Source organism: Arenimonas composti TR7-09 = DSM 18010, from assembly GCF_000426365.1.
GTDB classification, from domain to species: domain Bacteria; phylum Pseudomonadota; class Gammaproteobacteria; order Xanthomonadales; family Xanthomonadaceae; genus Arenimonas; species Arenimonas composti.
This window is the reverse complement of the sequence record NZ_AUFF01000002.1, coordinates 356,255-371,825: the sequence shown is the minus strand read 5'-3', so window position 1 is coordinate 371,825 and position 15,571 is coordinate 356,255. Positions and strand designations below refer to the sequence as shown.

Annotated in this window: 19 protein-coding genes and 1 tRNA gene; 1 reads left to right on the top strand and 19 read right to left on the bottom strand. The window is 70.3% G+C overall.

What is annotated here, in order from left to right; all coding sequences use genetic code 11:
• Positions 1-9: 9 nt before the first annotated feature.
• Positions 10-801, bottom strand: coding sequence for an exodeoxyribonuclease III (gene xth, locus K311_RS0106020; RefSeq protein WP_026816567.1), 792 nt, complete (start codon positions 799-801; stop codon positions 10-12).
• Positions 802-917: 116 nt separating this feature from the next.
• Here xth and K311_RS17550 point away from each other — a divergent pair, with 116 nt between their 5' ends.
• Positions 918-1,643 carry an SOS response-associated peptidase gene (locus tag K311_RS17550; RefSeq protein WP_051239594.1) on the top strand — a complete coding sequence of 242 codons (726 nt, stop codon included), beginning with the start codon at positions 918-920 and terminating at the stop codon, positions 1,641-1,643.
• Here the strand turns inward: K311_RS17550 and K311_RS15630 are convergent, their stop codons facing one another.
• From K311_RS15630 to K311_RS0105925, 18 genes are all read right to left on the bottom strand, one after another.
• A complete protein-coding gene (locus tag K311_RS15630) occupies positions 1,644-2,543 on the bottom strand; it encodes an NAD(P)H-hydrate dehydratase (RefSeq protein WP_051239592.1) in 900 nt (299 codons plus the stop codon).
• Positions 2,540-3,307 (bottom strand): histidine phosphatase family protein, encoded by a 768-nt coding sequence (locus K311_RS0106005; protein WP_026816566.1) that lies wholly within the window; start codon positions 3,305-3,307, stop codon positions 2,540-2,542. Before K311_RS0106005 ends, K311_RS15630 begins: the two co-directional genes overlap by 4 nt.
• A gap of 720 nt (positions 3,308-4,027) precedes the next feature.
• Positions 4,028-4,100, bottom strand: a tRNA-Lys gene (locus K311_RS0106000).
• Between the two features lie 47 nt (positions 4,101-4,147).
• A complete protein-coding gene (gene queC, locus K311_RS0105995) occupies positions 4,148-4,861 on the bottom strand; it encodes a 7-cyano-7-deazaguanine synthase QueC (RefSeq protein ID WP_026816565.1) in 714 nt (237 codons plus the stop codon).
• Positions 4,862-4,986: 125 nt separating this feature from the next.
• On the bottom strand, positions 4,987-5,688 hold the full coding sequence (gene queE / locus K311_RS0105990; protein ID WP_026816564.1) for a 7-carboxy-7-deazaguanine synthase QueE: 702 nt from the start codon (positions 5,686-5,688) through the stop codon (positions 4,987-4,989).
• 34 nt (positions 5,689-5,722) lie between these two features.
• On the bottom strand, positions 5,723-6,583 hold the full coding sequence (ybgF, locus tag K311_RS0105985; protein WP_026816563.1) for a tol-pal system protein YbgF: 861 nt from the start codon (positions 6,581-6,583) through the stop codon (positions 5,723-5,725).
• A gap of 4 nt (positions 6,584-6,587) precedes the next feature.
• Entirely contained in the window at positions 6,588-7,100 is a 513-nt protein-coding gene (gene pal, locus K311_RS0105980; protein WP_026816562.1) for a peptidoglycan-associated lipoprotein Pal, read from the bottom strand.
• A 66-nt stretch (positions 7,101-7,166) separates the two neighbouring features.
• Complete coding sequence (gene tolB, locus K311_RS0105975; protein ID WP_026816561.1) at positions 7,167-8,480, bottom strand: Tol-Pal system beta propeller repeat protein TolB; 1,314 nt, start codon at positions 8,478-8,480, stop codon at positions 7,167-7,169.
• 3 nt (positions 8,481-8,483) lie between these two features.
• On the bottom strand, positions 8,484-9,413 hold the full coding sequence (gene tolA / locus K311_RS0105970; protein WP_026816560.1) for a cell envelope integrity protein TolA: 930 nt from the start codon (positions 9,411-9,413) through the stop codon (positions 8,484-8,486).
• On the bottom strand, positions 9,403-9,843 hold the full coding sequence (gene tolR, locus K311_RS0105965) for a protein TolR (RefSeq protein ID WP_026816559.1): 441 nt from the start codon (positions 9,841-9,843) through the stop codon (positions 9,403-9,405). The genes tolA and tolR overlap by 11 nt, the downstream gene beginning before the upstream one ends.
• Positions 9,844-9,896: 53 nt before the next feature.
• Positions 9,897-10,673, bottom strand: coding sequence for a protein TolQ (gene tolQ / locus K311_RS0105960; RefSeq protein WP_026816558.1), 777 nt, complete (start codon positions 10,671-10,673; stop codon positions 9,897-9,899).
• Between the two features lie 14 nt (positions 10,674-10,687).
• The gene (ybgC, locus tag K311_RS0105955; protein ID WP_026816557.1) at positions 10,688-11,134 is read right to left on the bottom strand and encodes a tol-pal system-associated acyl-CoA thioesterase; all 447 of its coding nucleotides are present in this window, start codon (positions 11,132-11,134) and stop codon (positions 10,688-10,690) included.
• Positions 11,131-12,186, bottom strand: coding sequence for a Holliday junction branch migration DNA helicase RuvB (gene ruvB, locus K311_RS15625; protein ID WP_043796978.1), 1,056 nt, complete (start codon positions 12,184-12,186; stop codon positions 11,131-11,133). Before ruvB ends, ybgC begins: the two co-directional genes overlap by 4 nt.
• Positions 12,187-12,355: 169 nt before the next feature.
• Entirely contained in the window at positions 12,356-12,955 is a 600-nt protein-coding gene (gene ruvA, locus K311_RS0105945) for a Holliday junction branch migration protein RuvA (protein WP_026816556.1), read from the bottom strand.
• Positions 12,952-13,488 carry a crossover junction endodeoxyribonuclease RuvC gene (ruvC, locus tag K311_RS0105940; RefSeq protein ID WP_026816555.1) on the bottom strand — a complete coding sequence of 179 codons (537 nt, stop codon included), beginning with the start codon at positions 13,486-13,488 and terminating at the stop codon, positions 12,952-12,954. The genes ruvA and ruvC overlap by 4 nt, the downstream gene beginning before the upstream one ends.
• Positions 13,485-14,216, bottom strand: a complete 732-nt coding sequence (locus K311_RS0105935) for a YebC/PmpR family DNA-binding transcriptional regulator (protein ID WP_026816554.1) — start codon at positions 14,214-14,216, stop codon at positions 13,485-13,487. The genes ruvC and K311_RS0105935 overlap by 4 nt, the downstream gene beginning before the upstream one ends.
• 58 nt (positions 14,217-14,274) lie before the next feature.
• On the bottom strand, positions 14,275-14,928 hold the full coding sequence (locus K311_RS0105930) for an esterase/lipase family protein (RefSeq protein WP_043797005.1): 654 nt from the start codon (positions 14,926-14,928) through the stop codon (positions 14,275-14,277).
• Positions 14,929-14,998: 70 nt separating this feature from the next.
• Positions 14,999-15,511, bottom strand: a complete 513-nt coding sequence (locus K311_RS0105925) for a GNAT family N-acetyltransferase (RefSeq protein WP_026816552.1) — start codon at positions 15,509-15,511, stop codon at positions 14,999-15,001.
• Positions 15,512-15,571 lie beyond the last annotated feature (60 nt).

The following is a 15,571-nucleotide window of genomic DNA, read 5'->3' as shown; positions in this document are numbered from 1 at the left end:
GGGGGGGGGTCACGGCGGACGGCGGAGTTTGACCCACACCGGCGCGTGGTCGCTGGCCTTCTCGAGCCCGCGCACCCAGCGGTCGACGCCGGCGTCGACCAGGCGCGGCGCCAGCGCCGGATTCAGCAGCAGGTGGTCGATGCGCAGGCCGGCGTCGCGCGGCCAGTGGTTCCGGAAATAGTCCCAGAACGTGTAGATGCGTTCTTCCGGATGCATCGCGCGCAGGCTGTCGGTCCAGCCCTGGGCGAGCAGGCGTTCGTAGCGCTCGCGGCTTTCCGGTTGCAGCAGCGCGTCCTTGCGCCAGGACTTCGGGTCGTAGATGTCGAAGTCGGTCGGCACGACGTTGAAATCGCCGGCGAGGATCACCGGATGCTCGAGCTTCGCCAGCGCGCGCGCGTGCTTCAGCAGGCGGTCGAACCAGCGCAGCTTGTAGTCGAACTTCGGTCCCGGCTGCGGATTGCCGTTCGGCAGGTAGAGGCCGCAGACGAGCACGCCGTGCGCCATCACTTCGAGATAGCGCGCCTGCTCGTCGGCGCGTTCGCCGGGCAGGCGGCGCCGGCTCTCGACCGGGTCGACGCCGCGCCCCAGCACCGCGACCCCGTTCCACGAGGTCTGCCCGCGCCACAGCGCGCCGTAGCCGGCGGCGTGGATCTCGTCGATCGGGAAGGCCTGGTCGGTCGCCTTCAGTTCCTGCAGGCAGGCGACGTCGGGCATCTCCTTCTTCAGCCAAGCCAGCAGGTGCGGCAGGCGGCTGCGGATGCCGTTGACGTTGAACGTCGCGATCTTCAGGTGCCGGGGCATGCCGCCATCACACCCTCGAAGACGTGACGGGTTCGTGGTTCGAGCGGGGTACGAAGCCGCGGACGCGGAAACGTACTCTGACCCCAGTTTCACGCGTGCGCTGTTGCGATCCGCGCATGCGTCGGTTCGTCCAGGCCCTGTCCGGTCTCGAAGCGGTCGCCGGGGTGTCGCCGGCGCTCGTCGAACGCCTTCGCGACCTGCCCGACCGCTGGAACATCAGCCGCGGGCAATCGGCGGGAGTCATCGTCGGTGGCGACGACGGCCTGCAGGTCGTGACGATGTCCTGGGGACTGGTACCGAGCTGGGAACCGCTGCCGGAGACCCGCTACAGCACCCAGACCGCCCGCCTCGACCGCGCGCCGCGCAGCCGGCTGTTCCGCCGTGCCTGGAACCAGCGCCGCTGCGCGGTGCCGATGAACGGCTACTTCAAGTGGTCGCGCGAGATGCGGCCGCACCGGCCGTGGTTCATCCAGGCCCGCGACGGCGCGCCCTTGTTCGCCGCGGCGCTGTGGGAACGCTGGCACGACGACGAACTCGGGCTGGAACACCACAGCTTCGCGATCCTCACCCAGCCCAATCCGACGATCCCGGCGCCGCTGACCGCCGATGGCCCGCTGTTCATAGCCCCCGCGCGGGTGTTCGACTGGATCGCCGCCGAGCCGCGGCGCGCCCTCGCCGTCGTGCATCGCGAGCCCGCCCCGATGCTGGAGGCCTATCCGGTCTCGCGCCGCATCGCCCGCCGCGACGTCGACGACTACGCCCTGCTCGAACCGCTGCCGCCGGACGGCGAGGACGGCCTCGGCGAGCACGTCGTCGACGAGGACGAGGAATTCGTCGACTGATCAGCCGTCGGCGGCGGCGGCCCGGTCGAAGAGGCCGGCACCGTTCCTCAGCAGCGCGGGCACCTCGCCGGCGAACTCGCGCGCCAGCGCCCCGAGCGGGCCACCGCGGCGCGCCAGCACGCGCCCGGCGCCGGCATGCAGCGCCACCGCCCAGACCGCCGCCTGCACCGCCGGCGCCCCGCGCGCGAGCAGCCCGGCGACCAGCCCGGCGAGCACGTCGCCCGAGCCGGAGGTCGCCAGGCCCGGGATGTCGGCCTGATGCACGAAGACGTCGCCGTCGGGGCTCGCGATCACCGTCGTCGCGCCCTTCAGCACGACCACCGCGACGTTGTCGCGCGCGCATTCGCAGGCCGCGGCGACGGGATCGGCGGCGATCGCCTCCACCGGCCGCTGCATCAGCTTCGCCAGCTCGCCGGCATGCGGGGTCAGCACCAGCGGCCCCGCCGGCGCCACGTGTCCGGCGGCCACCAGCGCGCCGGCATCGAGCACGACGGCGCCGCCGGCACGGCGGGCGAACGTGCGCACGAGCTGCGCGGTCGCCGCGCCGCCGGGCAGACCCGGGCCGATCAGCAGCGCGTCGGCCGCTCCCGCCGCGGCCAGCGCCGCCGCGGTGCTCGCGCGCGGGGCGCCGGCGCGGTCGACCGGGAGCTCGAGCACCCGCGCTTCCGGCAACAGCAGCCCGAGCATCACCCCGGCGCCGGCGGCGGTCGCGACCTGCAGCTTGCCGGCCCCCGCACGCAACGCCGCCTCGCCGGCGAGCCGCGCGGCGCCGGGCACGTCGCGCGCGCCGGCGACGACCAGCACGCGGCCGCGCACTTCCTTGTCGGCGTCGGCCTCCGGCAGCGGCAGTGCCCAGGCACGCAGCAGTGCGGCATCGACGGGGGTGACCGTGGCGCTCATTTCGGCCCCTGCGGACGATCCGGTTCGGTGGTGACCGGCGCCGCCCCGGCCACCTGCGGCGGCACGAAGTTCGCGCGCAGCAGGCCGAAACGCGGGCCGTCGCCACGATCGGCGAAGCCGTACTCGGTGACCGAACAGTTGGCGACGTCGGCCTGGCGGTCGATCGCGAGGATCGCCGCCTCGTCCAGGCCTTCGAGCAGGTAGCGGAAGCAGTTCACGATCACCTGGTGGGCGACGACCAGCACGTTCTCGCCGACATGGTCGCGGCGCAGCACCTCGACGACGCTGCGCAGGCGCAGGATCACATCGCACCAGCTCTCGCCGCCCGGCGGCCGGAAATAGAACTTGCCGACGTGGGCGCGCTGCTCCGCCAGTTCCGGGAACTTCGCGCGGATGCCGTGCACGGTGTGGCGGTCGAGGATGCCGAACTCCTTCTCGCGCAGCCGCTCGTCGATGCAGACCTCACCCGCGTCCCGGCCCAGCGCCCGCGCCGTCGCGACGCAGGTTTGGCGCGCACGCACGAACGGCGAACACAGCATCACCTCGGGTTGCTCGGCGTCCGGCAACGCCGCGAACCACGCCCCCAGCGCCGCCGCCTGCGCCTCGCCGAGCGCCGACAGCGGCGTGTCGGCATCGCGATCGGCGATGTCGATCAGCACCACCCCGCTCGCCTCGGCCGCATCGCGCGCGACATTGCCCGCGCTCTGCCCATGCCGAACGACGCGCAGCGTGCGTGGCCAGTCGGTGTGCGGAAGTCGGGGCATGCGCGGTCTCCGGGTTCGGAGACGGATCGCAGCATCCGGGGTGTCGGGTGGCGGTGAAAAGTCAGTTCGTAGTTCGTACGAGGTAGGAGGTAGTCGTCGCGCACTAGCTCCCACTCGAGTCCGGGCAAGCGCCCGCGACCGTGTCGTAGTGATAGCGGGTGAGCGTCCACGATCCATGCGGCTGCTTCAGGAAACGCCATCCTCGAGCGCGAATCCGGCCTCCGACGGAGAGCACGTATTCGTCCGCCAGTTGTTCCGGGCGCGGCCTCGCCCTGCGACGGAATCTCCCGATCAGCGCAGTTCCAGGATTCGACCGTGGCCAAGACCTGGACCGCGTCCGGCGCCACTGCCCGACCCCTCGCGCCCCGCTTGATCGAGGCGCTGCAAGCGCCACCAGAAACGGACTGGCAGTCGGTAGACACGCAGAAGGAACCTGGACGATCGAATCCCTCGCCGACGCCGCAAGGAGTCGCTCTTCTCTTCAAGAGCGTCGCAATCCTCTGGAGGAAAGCCCCCCTTGGTAAGGGGGGCGCGCCGACAGGCGCGGGGGATCGGAAGTGATGAACCGGGGCCCGAGATCGGGACGGAAAAACGGTGTCAGAGACATTTAATCGTCGTGACCGATCGGCCTTGGCGGCGGCGTCCGATTAACTGTCTCTGACACCGTTTTTCCGTCCCGATCTTGGGATTCTTTCCAGCGTGAATACGCTGGAAAGAATGTGGGCCGTGAAGGATTCGAACCTTCGACCAAAAGATTAAAAGTCTTCTGCTCTACCGACTGAGCTAACGGCCCGTCGTCGTGTCGACGCGGTGCGCGGCGTGGCGCGCAGGGGGCGGATTCTAGCGCGACTCGGCGCCCGGCGCGTAACGCGTCGGGTCCGGCAGACCCGCATCGGCGAAGCCGGCGGCGCGCAGGCGGCAGGCATCGCAGCGGCCACAGGCGCGACCGTCGCCGTCGGCCTGGTAGCAGGACACGGTCTGCGCGAAGTCGACGCCGAGGCGTGTGCCCTCGCGGGCGATGTCGGCCTTCGACATCCGCATCAGCGGTGCATGGACCTGCAGGCCCGGCTCGCCGGCCGCGGCGCGGGTCACGCCCGTCTTCGTCGCGAGGTTGGCCAGGCGCTCGAACGCGGCGATGAATTCCGGCCGGCAGTCGGGGTAGCCGCTGTAGTCGACCGCGTTGACGCCGCAGAACAGGTCGTCGGCGCCGAGCACCTCGGCCCAGCCGAGCGCGATCGACAGCATGATCGTGTTGCGCGCCGGGACGTAGGTGACCGGAATGCCCTCGTCCAGCCGCTCGCCGGCATCGTGCTCGGGCACGGCGATGTCGGCGGTCAGCGCCGAGCCGCCGATCGCGCGCAGGTCGACGGTCACCACCTTGTGCTCGACCGCGCCCATCGCCGCCGCCACGCGCGCCGCCGCCTGCAGCTCCGAGGTATGCCGCTGGCCGTAGGACACGCTCAGCGCATGGCAGGCGAAGCCCGCCTCGCGCGCGAGTGCCAGCACCACCGCCGAATCCATGCCCCCCGAAACCAGCACAACGGCCTTCTTCATGCACCCACCTTCAATCAGCGGACAACGGATCATCACGGATCAGAACGGATCAGGAGCGGTCGCCAGCGGGTACACGCCGGAAGCCCATCCGTGTCGATCCGTGCGAATCCGTTGTCGAATGACGACTAGCGCCCGGGAGCATCGCCCCAGAGCACCTTGTGGAGCTGCAGCTGGAAGCGCACCGGCAGGCGGTCGGCGAGGATCCATTCGGCCAGTTCGCCCGGCGCGACCAGGCCCATGCCCGGCGAGAACAGCACCTCGCAGCGCCCGGCAAGCCGGTGTTCGGCGAGCATGCCGCGCGCCCACTCGTAGTCGGCGCGGTCGCAGATCACGAACTTGAGCTGGTCGTGCGCCGTCAGCAGCGGAAGGTTCTCGAGCCGGTTGCGGTGCATTTCCGCCGAGGCCGGCGTCTTCAGGTCGACGACGCGGCTCACGCGCGGGTCGACGCCGGCGATGTCGAGCGCGCCCGAGGTTTCCAGCGAGACCTCATAGCCGGCATCGCAAAGCCGCGCCAGCAGGCCGAGCACGCGCTTCTGCGCCAGCGGCTCGCCGCCGGTGACGCAGACGTGGCGGACGCCGTGGCGGGCGACCTCGGCGAGGATCGCGTCGATGTCCCACCACGCGCCACCGTGGAAAGCGTAGGCGGTGTCGCAATAGGTGCAGCGCAGCGGGCAGCCGGTCAGGCGCACGAACACCGTCGGCCAGCCGACGTGGCGGGCCTCGCCCTGCACCGACAGGAAGATCTCGGTCAGGCGCAGGCGGTCGCCGCCGGGCGTGCCGGCGGTGTCGCCGGACGGAACGGCGGTGGAGGTCGCTTCGGTGTTCATCGGCAACGCCGGCGCCGCGCGGGCGCCGACCGGATCAGCGCGATTCCAGCGCCAGCGTGCGCAGCCGGCTTTCGGCCTTCAGCGCCGCGTCGCTGCCCGGATAACGGTCGAGCAGGTCGCGCAGCACGGCCTCGCCACCGCTGCGCTCGCCGAGGGCGATGCGGCAGTAGCCGAGCTTCAGCAGCGCGTCGGGCTCCTTGCGCGAGCCGGGATAGACCTCGAGCAGGGTCGCGAAAGCCTCGACCGCGAGTTCGAAGTTCTGGGTGACGTAGTAGCTCTCGCCGAGCCAGTACCAGGCGTTCGCGATCAGCGGGCTGTCCGGATAGTCGCGGATGAACGACTGGAACAGCCGCGCGGATTCCGCCGCCTCGAAGCGCTCGACGAGGGTGTCCAGGGCCTGCTGGTAACGGTCCTGTTCCTGCGCCGGGTCGGCGGCGGAGACGCTGCCAGCGTCGGCGCGGTCCGCCGACGGATTCGCCTCGGCGGGCACATCGGTGAAGCCGGCCTGCGGCGCCCGCGCATCGGCGCGCGGCGGCGGCGACTGCGGTTCCGGGGTCGGCCGCGACGCTGCCGGCGCCGGCGCGGCGCCCTCTTCCAGCGCACCGAGGCGGCTGTCGATGTCGGCCGCCAGCAGGCGGTTGGCTTCCTTCAGCTGGCGCATTTCGTGCTGCAGCTGTTCGATCACGTCGCGCAGGGCACTGACTTCGCCCTGTAGCGCGACGATGCGATTCTGGGCCTCGAGGTTCGCATTGCCGGACGCCATCGCGTCGGCGTTGGCCTTGTTCTCGAGGGCGGTGACGCGTTCGGCCAGGCTCAGGCGCTGGGCCGACACCGGGGTGGCCGCCACGAGGGCGGCCACCACGGCGGCAACGCAGAAGATGCGTCCGCGCGTCATCGACTTACTGCTTCGAGGTGTAGACGATTTCGACGCGACGGTTCTTCGACCAGCACGACTCGTCGGACTGCGTGCAGGTCGGGCGCTCCTCGCCGTACGAGACGACGGTCAGCTGCGACGCCGAACCACCCGCACCCTGCAGGGCGCCGGCGACGGCGTTGCCGCGGCGCTCGCCCAGGCCCAGGTTGTACTCGCGGGTGCCACGCTCGTCGGCGTTGCCTTCCAGCGTGATGCGCGCGCCCGGCTGGTCGTTCAGGTACTTGGCGTGGCAGGCCATGATCGACTGGAATTCCGGACGCAGGGTGTCCTGGTCGAAGTCGAAGTAGACCGTGCGCTGGCGCAGGCAGGCGTTGGTGTCCAGGTCGGCCGGGGTGAAGCGGCCGCTGTTGTCGACCGGGGCGGTGACGACCGGGGTGCCGGTGTCGCGCGGCTGCTCGACGGTTTCGGACTTCGACTTGCAGGCGCCCAGCGCCAGGACGACGGAGGCGGCAAGCAGCACGCGGGTGGTGGTGTTCATCGGATTGACCTCGTTAGCTCGGATGCAGTGATGGAACTTGTTTTTGTATGAGCCCTGCCTAAGGGATTAACGCTGCCGATAAGGTGACCAGGCGGGCTCCCGGACGTCACCATCAGCCAAAATCAGTCGTTGCCGGACACGGCCGTCGGCCGAGACCGCGTAGAGCACACCGCGACCGCCTTCCCGGGTCGCGTAAAGCACCATGCTGGCATTCGGGGCGAAGCTCGGCGATTCGTCGAGATTGCCCGGCGAAAGCGGCGGATCCCAGCGGCCGGCGCCTCCGAAACTGCGGTCGAGGATCGCGATACGATAAACGTTCCCGCGCCCCTGCGCCACCGCTATCTTCTTGCCGTCAAAGGAAATTGTGGCCTTGGCGGCGGACGCGCCCTCCTCGAAGGTCAGGCGCGTCGCCTCGCCACCGGTGGCCGGCACCTGGTAAAGCTGCGGCTTGCCGGCTCTATCGGAAGTGAAGACCAGCGAGCGCCCGTCCGGCGTCCACACGGCCTCGGTGTCGATCCCGTAGTGGTTGGTGATCTGGGTCAGGTTGCGGCTGGCCAGATCCATCACGTAGATCTCGGGATTGCCGGTACGCGACAGGGTCAGCGCCAGCTTCGTGCCGTCGGGCGAGAAGGACGGCGCACCGTTGATGCCGCGGAAACTGGCCACGACCTCGCGGGCGCCGGTCGCGAGTTCCTGGATGTAGATCGTCGAATTGCCGCGCTCGAAGCTGACGTAGGCCAGGCGGCGGCCGTCCGGGCTCCAGGCCGGGCTCAGCAGCGGCTCCTTCGAGCGCACCACCGGCTGCGGGTTCCAGCCGTCGGAGTCGGCCGCCATCAGCGCGTACTGGATGTTGTCGCCGACGCCGGTGGCGGTGACGTAGGCGATGCGGGTCCAGAAGGCGCCGCGCTCGCCGAGGATCTTTTCGTAGATCTGGTCGGCGATCTGATGGGCGACGTCGCGCATGCCACGGGCGCGGCCGCCGACGGCCAGGCCGAGCAGGCGTTCCTGTTTGGCGACGTCCCACAGCTCGTATTCGACCCGGTAGCCGCCGTCGGGGTTGTCGAGCACGCGGCCGACGACGATGAAGTCCTGGCGCTGCAGGCGGAAGGTCGCGAAGTTGATCTCGCTGCCGCGCAGCGGCTTCTCGACCATGCTGGCCTCGTCGAGCGCGCGGAACTTGCCGCTGCGGTTGAGGTCGGCGCGGATCACCGCGGCGATGTCGGTGTCCGGCGCGACGCTGGTGCCCAGGTAGGGCATCGGCACCACCGCGATCGGCAGCGAGGTCGGGTTGGCGTTGGTGATGTCGATTTCCAGCGCCTGCGCGCCGGCATTGGACAGCGGCACGAGGAGCAGCAGCAGCAGGAGGAACAAACGCTTCATTCTTCAGTTCTCCGTGGCGCGGAAATTCAGTCGCAGATCGCGGGTGTAGACGCTTTCGAAACCTTCGTAGGGCAGCGGCTGGGCCTTGAGCACGGCCGCCTCCACCGAACGCTGGCCGAGGGTGTCGTAGGCGCAGCCGGGCAGCACCTCGACGCTGATCACGGTGCCGCCGCGCGCCTGGATGATGCGCAGCGGGCAGACAGCACCGGGTGAAATGGTTTCCGGGCGATTCCAGTTGCGCTCGACGGCGCGCTGGATCGCCAGCACGTAACGGGCGCGCAGGTCGGTGTCGACGCCGTTGTTGCCGGACGCCGCTGCCGCCGGCTGGGCCGGGCGTTCGGCCGGCGGCGCGGGCGTTGCCGGCGGGGTGCGGTCGGCGAGCTGCTCGAGGCGCTGGCGGGCGAGTTCGGCGCGGCGGGCGGCCTCGTCGCGCTGGCGGCGGATCTCGGCCAGTTCGGCCTCGCGGGCCTGGCGCTTGCGCTCGGCCTCTTCCTGGCGCTGGCGTTCGGTCAGGTCGATCTGCTGCTGGCGGCGGCGCTCCTCCTGGATCCGCCGCTCTTCCTCGGCCTGCTGCAGCGCGAGGCGGGCGACCTCTTCCTGGTCGACCGTGTCGGGCTCGGGGATCTGTTGCTGCGGCACCGGCTGCGGCGGCAGCGGCTGCTCCTCGGCCCGCGGCGCCGGCGGCGGTGGCGGCGCGGGTGCCGGCCTCGGCGCTTCCTGGATCGCCCGTTCGGAGACCGCGATGTCGGCTTCGCTGAGCATCAGGGTCGCCTCGACCGGCGGCCCGGCGACCGAGATCTTCTGCGGCACCGGCTGCAGCCAGCCGGCCAGCAGCAGCGCGAACACCAGCAGCACGTGCAGGCCGAGCGCGAGCCCGACCGGCACCAGCAGGTCGTCGTCCCGCCCGTCCAGCCCGAGCGCGTCAGCGGTCATTGCCCCCCGGCTCCGAGATCAGCGCGACCTTGCCGACGCCGGCCTGCTGCAGCAGCACCATGGTGTCCATCACCTTCGCGTACTCCGCGTCGCGGGCGCCGGCGACGAACACCGGCACCTGCGGATTGGCCTGCACGAAAACCGCGAGCTTGGCACGCAGGGTCTCGGCGTCGATCTCCTCGCGCGGCGCGCCCTGCAGGCGCAGGCCCAGGCGCCCTTCGGCATCGACCTCGACGATCACCGGATCCTTCTGCGGCGCCGCCGCGCGGGCGTTCGCCTTCGGCAGGTCGACGTCGACCGCCAGGCTCAGCAGCGGCGCGGTGACCATGAAGATGATCAGCAGCACGAGCATCACGTCGATGTACGGCACGACGTTGATCTCGGACTTCAGCTTTCGCTTGCGGCGGTGGCGGGTAATGGTCGCTGACATCGCGGGTTCCTAACGGACGGGCGTCTCGGACGGGGTTGCGCGCGGGCGCCGCCTCATTCCTCGACGTGCGATTGCCGCTGCAGGATCGAAGAGAACTCCTCGGCGAAGGATTCGTAACGCACGCTCAGGCGCTCGACCCGGGTCGCGAAGCGGTTGTAGGCCCAGACCGCCGGGATCGCCACGAACAGGCCCATCGCGGTGGCGAACAGCGCCTCCGAGATGCCCGGCGCGACCGCGGCGATGCTGGCCTGCTGGTCCGAGGCCAGGCCGTGCATCGTCACCATGATCCCGAACACGGTACCGACGAGGCCGACGTAGGGCGCGGTCGAGCCGATGTTGGCGAGCAGCTCGAGGTTGTGCTCGAGGCGGTCGACCTCGCGCGCGAAGGTCGCGCGCATCGCGCGCTGGGCGCCCTCGAGCTGGGTGCGGCCGTCCACGCCTTTCTTCTGGCGCAGGCGGGCGTATTCGCGGAAGCCGGCCTCGAAGATCGCCTCCAGCCCGGCGACGACGCGGTTGCGGTCGGTGGCGGCGCGGTAGAGCTGGGTCAGGTCGGCGCCCGACCAGAAGCGGCTCTCGAAGTCGTCGGCCTCGTCGTTGGCGCGCGAGAACACCCGGTACTTGCGGAAGATGATCACCCAGCTGAGCACCGAGCCCAGGGCCAGCAGCAGCATGATCACCTGCACCGGCAGGCTCGCGTGCAGCAGCAGCTGGAGGTAACTGATGCCCTCGCCGGACGTGGCGGCGGCGGTCTCGACCGCGGCGACCGCGGTTTCCGGGGGCAGGGCCTCGACGGGCGCGGCGGTGAGGATCGTCGTGAGCGTCAACGGCATTCCTGGACTCCGGATCAGGGACTGTCCGCGGCCAGCCAGGCAGGCAGCGGCCGCGGTCTGAAACTGGAGGCGACCAGGCAGGCCACGCGCACCCGCGCGTCGACCAGCACCTCGCCGCCCCGCACGATCTGCTGCTCGATCAGGAAACTGGCCGAGCGTCTTCCGGTCATGACCACGCTCACCTGCAGTTCGTCGTCCAGACGCGCGGGCTTGCGGAAGTCGAGGCTCATGTCGCGAATCACCAGCACCAGGTCCTCGCTCTCGCGCAGGGCCTGCTGACCGACGCCCTGGGCGCGCAGCCATTCGGTGCGGGCGCGTTCCAGGAAGCGGACATAACTGCCGTGGTAGACCACACCACCAGCGTCGGTATCTTCCCAGTAGACGCGTATCGGAAAGCTGAACGAATCCGGACTTCGCACCGATTTCCCGGGGAACTCCGGCGGCGCCGACGCGTCGCTCACGGCCCGTCCGGATCGGCGGCGGTGGCTTCGGCTGCGAACAGGTCGGCCGGCCGGCTCGGTGCGCGCAGGCCGAGATGGCTGTAGGCCTTGTGGGTGACCATGCGGCCGCGGGCGCTGCGGACCAGGAAACCCTGCTGGATCAGGTAGGGCTCGACGACGTCCTCGAGGGTGCCGCGCTCCTCGCTGAGCGCCGCCGCCAGCGACTCGACACCGACCGGGCCGCCACCGAAGTTGTCGATGATCATCGCCAGCATGCGCCGGTCGAGCTGGTCGAAACCCTCGGCGTCGACCTTCAGCATCGCCATCGCCGCATCGGCGACCTCGCGGGTGATCACGCCGCCGGCACGCACCTGGGCGTAATCGCGCACGCGCCGAAGCAGCCTGTTGGCGATGCGCGGGGTGCCGCGGCTGCGGCGGGCGATCTCGGCGGCGCCGTCGGCGGCGCATTCGATGCCGAGGATCGTGGCGCTGCGGCGGACGATCTTCGTCAGCTCCTCCGGCGTGTAGAACTCCAGGCGCTGGACGATGCCGAAGCGGTCGCGCAGCGGCGCGGTCAGCAGACCGGCGCGGGTGGTCGCGCCGATCAGGGTGAAGGGTGGCAGGTCGAGCTTGATCGAGCGGGCCGCGGGGCCCTCGCCGATCATGATGTCGATCTGGAAGTCCTCCATCGCCGGGTACAGCACTTCCTCGACGACCGGGCTCAGGCGGTGGATCTCGTCGACGAACAGCACGTCGTGCGGCTGCAGGTTGGTCAGCAGCGCCGCGAGGTCGCCGGCGCGCTCGATCACCGGACCCGAGGTCTGGCGCAGGTTGACCCCGAGCTCGTTGGCGATGACGTGGCTCAGCGTGGTCTTGCCCAGGCCCGGCGGCCCGAAGATCAGCACGTGGTCGAGCGCGTCGCCGCGCCCCTTCGCCGCCTCGATCGCGATCTTCAGCTGCTCGCGCACCGGCACCTGGCCGAGGTAGTCGTCGAGCCGCTTCGGCCGGATGCTGGCCTCGGCGAGCTCGTCCTCGCGGGTGGCGGTGGGGGCGATGACGCGGGTCGGATCCATGTGGCGATTATGCCTGTCGGAGGGCTTTCGGGTCCGCGGTAAGGCAAGTGCCGGATGAAGGCAAGTAGTGGACAGGAAGTAGCAAGTAGTGGGTCTCGCTGCGCCCCAAGATCGCAGCGAGACCCACTACTTGCTACTTCCTATCCACTACTTGCCTTCCAAAATGCCCTCAGCCCTTCAGCACGGACCTCAAGGCCTTGCGGATGATTTCCTCGGCGCTGTCCCCGGCCTCGGCCAGCTTCAGCATCCGCTGGATTTCGGCCGGCTTGTAGCCGAGTTGCTGCAGGGCGACGGAGGCTTCGGCGGCCGGATCGGCAGGGGCTGCGCCGGCCTTGCCGGCGATGACGGCGACGCCGCCGCCGGCGAAATCGGCGGCGCGGTCGCGCAGTTCGACGACCATGCGCTCGGCGGTCTTCTTGCCGATGCCGGGGATGCGGGTCAGCGCGGTGACGTCGCCGGCCTGCACCAGCCGGGCGAAGTCGTCGACGCTGGCGCCGGACAGCACGCTCAGCGCGATCTTCGCGCCGACGCCGGTGACCTTCTGCACCTCGCGGAACAGCCGGCGCTCGGCCTCGGTCAGGAAGCCGTAGAGGGCGACGCCGTCTTCCTTGACCGCGTAGTGGCAGAACAGCACGACCTCGCGGCCGACGTCGGGCAGGTCGTAGAACGTGCTCATCGGCGCCGACAGTTCGTAGCCGACCCCGCCGACGTCGACCATCAGCTGTGGCGGCGCCTTGTACACCAGCAGGCCTTTCAGTCGTCCGATCATCGGCGGCGCCTCCGGCTGCGCATCAGGGTCGCGGCGAGGCCGGTCCGGCCGGCGGTCGCGCTGGTGTGGGCGTGGGTGAGCGCGACGGCCAGCGCGTCGGCGGCGTCGGCCTGCAGCTTCGTGTCGCCGAGGTTCAGCAGCAGTTTCACCATGTGCTGGACCTGGGTTTTTTCCGCGGCGCCACCGCCGACCAGCGACTGCTTGATCAGGCGCGGCGCGTATTCGTTCACCGTGAGGCCGCGGCGCACGACGGTGGCGATCGCGGCGCCGCGGGCATGGCCCAGCTTCAGCGCCGAGGTCGCCGACTTGTCCATGAACACGCTCTCGATCGCGACCACGTCGGGCCGCCACACCTCGAGCACTTCCTCGAGATCGAAGACCAGCTTGCCGAGGCGCGCGGCGAAGGAATCGGTGTCGACCAGCAGGTTCAGCGCCTGGCAGTGCACGTAGCTGCAGCGGCCGGCGGCATCGACGTCGATCAGCCCGATGCCGGTGCGCTGCGAGCCCGGATCGATGCCGAGGATGCGGCTCACTGCCAGGCGGCCGCGTCCAGTTCGGCGTTGGAGTACACGTCCTGGACGTCGTCGAGGTCCTCGAGCATGTCGAGCAGCTTCTTGACCTGCACCGCGGTGTCGCCGGTCACGGCGACGTCGTTGTCGGCGCGCATGGTGACCTCGGCCTGCAGCGGTACGTGCCCGGCCGCGGCCATCGCCGCCTTCACCGCCTCGAAAGCCTCGGGCGCGGTCAGCACCTCGATCACGCCGTCTTCGGGGAAGGCCTGCACGTCGTCGGCGCCGGCCTCGATCGCCGCTTCGGTCAGTGCGTCCTCGTCGCTGCCCGGGCCGAAGCTGAGCACGCCGAGCTCGCGGAACATGAAGGCGACCGAGCCGTCGGTGCCGAGGTTGCCGCCGCACTTGTTGAACGCGTGACGGACGTCGGCGACGGTGCGCACCTTGTTGTCGGTGAGGCAGTCGACGATCACCGCGACACCGCCCGGGGCGTAGCCCTCGTAGCGGATCTCCTCGTAGCTGACGCCCTCGAGTTCGCCGGTGGCCTTCTTGATCGCGCGGTCGATCACGTCACGCGACATGTTCGCGGCGAGCGACTTGTCGACCGCGGTGCGCAGGCGCGGATTGGCCTTCGGATCGCCGCCCCCCTGCCGCGCCGCGACGGAGATCTCGCGGATCAGCTTGGTGAACACCTTGCCGCGCTTGGCATCCTGGGCGTTCTTGCGCCCTTCGATGGCCATCAGTCTGCCCATGGCTTGCTCTTCTTCCGTCTGCTGCCTTGCCGTGAATTATAGGTGGCAGGAGCTGCTCCTACCTCCTGTCTCCGGTCCTGGCAGGCGGAAAGCGACCTTCCCGCAGGAAGCCGGCGGTGAACGCCGCCACCTCGTCCGACAGCACCAGCCCGGTATGAGTGACCGGCAGCACGCAGTGGTCGGCCAGGCCGGGAAGGCGGGTTTCCCAGAGCGCGACGGTGCCGTCGCTCTCGCGGTCGAGGCCGAACAGCCGGCCGACGCCCACCGGCTTCGAACCGGCGATCATCCCGACCTGGCGGCCGTGCGGCACCTCGTGCAGGCCGCTGCGCAGCAGGTTGCAGCTGCGGCCGAGCAGCGGCGACAGGTGCTTCATGCACATGCCGCGGGCGGTGGTGCTGCCGGCCAGCGGCGAACCGAGGCAGACGACGCGGCCCGGCGGCAGGCCGTGATAGGCCGCCACCGTCTCGAGGGCGATCAGGCCGCCGAGGCTGTGCCCGACCAGGTGCACCGGCTGGTCACGGCCGACCGCGAGCAGGCGCGCGGCGAGGCGGTCCACCGACGGCCCGGGACCGTGCCGCAGGCTGGCGTAGTCGAACAGCATCGGCGCGAACCCGGCGGCGCGCAGGCGGCGCGCCAGCGGCAGGAGGGTGAGACCGCGCATCCAGACGCCGTGCAACAGGAAAACCGGGGTCGGAGTACTTTCCGGGGCCAGAGTGGGCTTCCTCGCAGAATGTCGTGCAGTGGAACGGCCGGGGAAAAGTACTCCGACCCCGGTTTTTCCGTCATCCCCGCCGGAGGATGAATTCGAGGTCCCGCACCCGCCCGACCGGGAAGTGGTACTCGCCGACCCGTTCGAAGCCATGCCGCGCGTAGAAGCGCTGTGCGCCGTGATTGTCGGAATACACGCCGATCCAGAGCCGGCGCGGGCCGTCGCGCTGCAGCCAGTCGAGCGCGGCCTGGAACAGCCGGCCGCCGTGGCCGCCGTTCTGGACGTCGCGCAGCAGGTAGAGGCGCTTGAGTTCGCCGTCGGCCTCGACCGCCTCGGGATGCGGCAGGCCGCAGGGGCCGACGGCGGCGTAACCGACCGCCTCGCCTTCCCGTTCGAGCAGGAACACCGCATGCCCCGGCGTCGTGATCGCCGCGAGCTGCCGCGCCACCGAATAGGCATCCTCGAAGAAGGCCTGCAGGTCCTCCGGCGGGTACAGATGGCCGAAGGCCTGGCGGAAGGTCTCGCGCGACAGCGCCGCGAGCGTGCTGGCGTCGGTGGCGGTGGCTTTGCGGATCTTCATCGACATCACCGGCTCTCGTAGGAGCGCCTTCAGGCGCGATCAAGACGATATCCGGATCGCGGCTGA

Bases quoted from the DNA above. Each gene is read 5' to 3' on its own strand.
- queC (WP_026816565.1), bottom strand. From the start codon at position 4,861: ATGAAGAAGGCCGTTGTGCTGGTTTCGGGGGGCATGGATTCGGCGGTG.
- tolB (WP_026816561.1), bottom strand. From the start codon at position 8,480: ATGAAGCGTTTGTTCCTCCTGCTGCTGCTGCTCCTCGTGCCGCTGTCC.
- ybgF (WP_026816563.1), bottom strand. From the start codon at position 6,583: ATGACGCGCGGACGCATCTTCTGCGTTGCCGCCGTGGTGGCCGCCCTC.
- ruvB (WP_043796978.1), bottom strand. From the start codon at position 12,186: ATGGATCCGACCCGCGTCATCGCCCCCACCGCCACCCGCGAGGACGAG.
- K311_RS15630 (WP_051239592.1), bottom strand. From the start codon at position 2,543: ATGAGCGCCACGGTCACCCCCGTCGATGCCGCACTGCTGCGTGCCTGG.
- tolA (WP_026816560.1), bottom strand. From the start codon at position 9,413: ATGACCGCTGACGCGCTCGGGCTGGACGGGCGGGACGACGACCTGCTG.
- K311_RS0105925 (WP_026816552.1), bottom strand. From the start codon at position 15,511: ATGTCGATGAAGATCCGCAAAGCCACCGCCACCGACGCCAGCACGCTC.
- K311_RS0106005 (WP_026816566.1), bottom strand. From the start codon at position 3,307: ATGCCCCGACTTCCGCACACCGACTGGCCACGCACGCTGCGCGTCGTT.
- tolR (WP_026816559.1), bottom strand. From the start codon at position 9,843: ATGTCAGCGACCATTACCCGCCACCGCCGCAAGCGAAAGCTGAAGTCC.
- pal (WP_026816562.1), bottom strand. From the start codon at position 7,100: ATGAACACCACCACCCGCGTGCTGCTTGCCGCCTCCGTCGTCCTGGCG.
- K311_RS0105935 (WP_026816554.1), bottom strand. From the start codon at position 14,216: ATGGGCAGACTGATGGCCATCGAAGGGCGCAAGAACGCCCAGGATGCC.
- K311_RS17550 (WP_051239594.1), top strand. From the start codon at position 918: ATGCGTCGGTTCGTCCAGGCCCTGTCCGGTCTCGAAGCGGTCGCCGGG.
- xth (WP_026816567.1), bottom strand. From the start codon at position 801: ATGCCCCGGCACCTGAAGATCGCGACGTTCAACGTCAACGGCATCCGC.
- ruvA (WP_026816556.1), bottom strand. From the start codon at position 12,955: ATGATCGGACGACTGAAAGGCCTGCTGGTGTACAAGGCGCCGCCACAG.
- queE (WP_026816564.1), bottom strand. From the start codon at position 5,688: ATGAACACCGAAGCGACCTCCACCGCCGTTCCGTCCGGCGACACCGCC.
- tolQ (WP_026816558.1), bottom strand. From the start codon at position 10,673: ATGCCGTTGACGCTCACGACGATCCTCACCGCCGCGCCCGTCGAGGCC.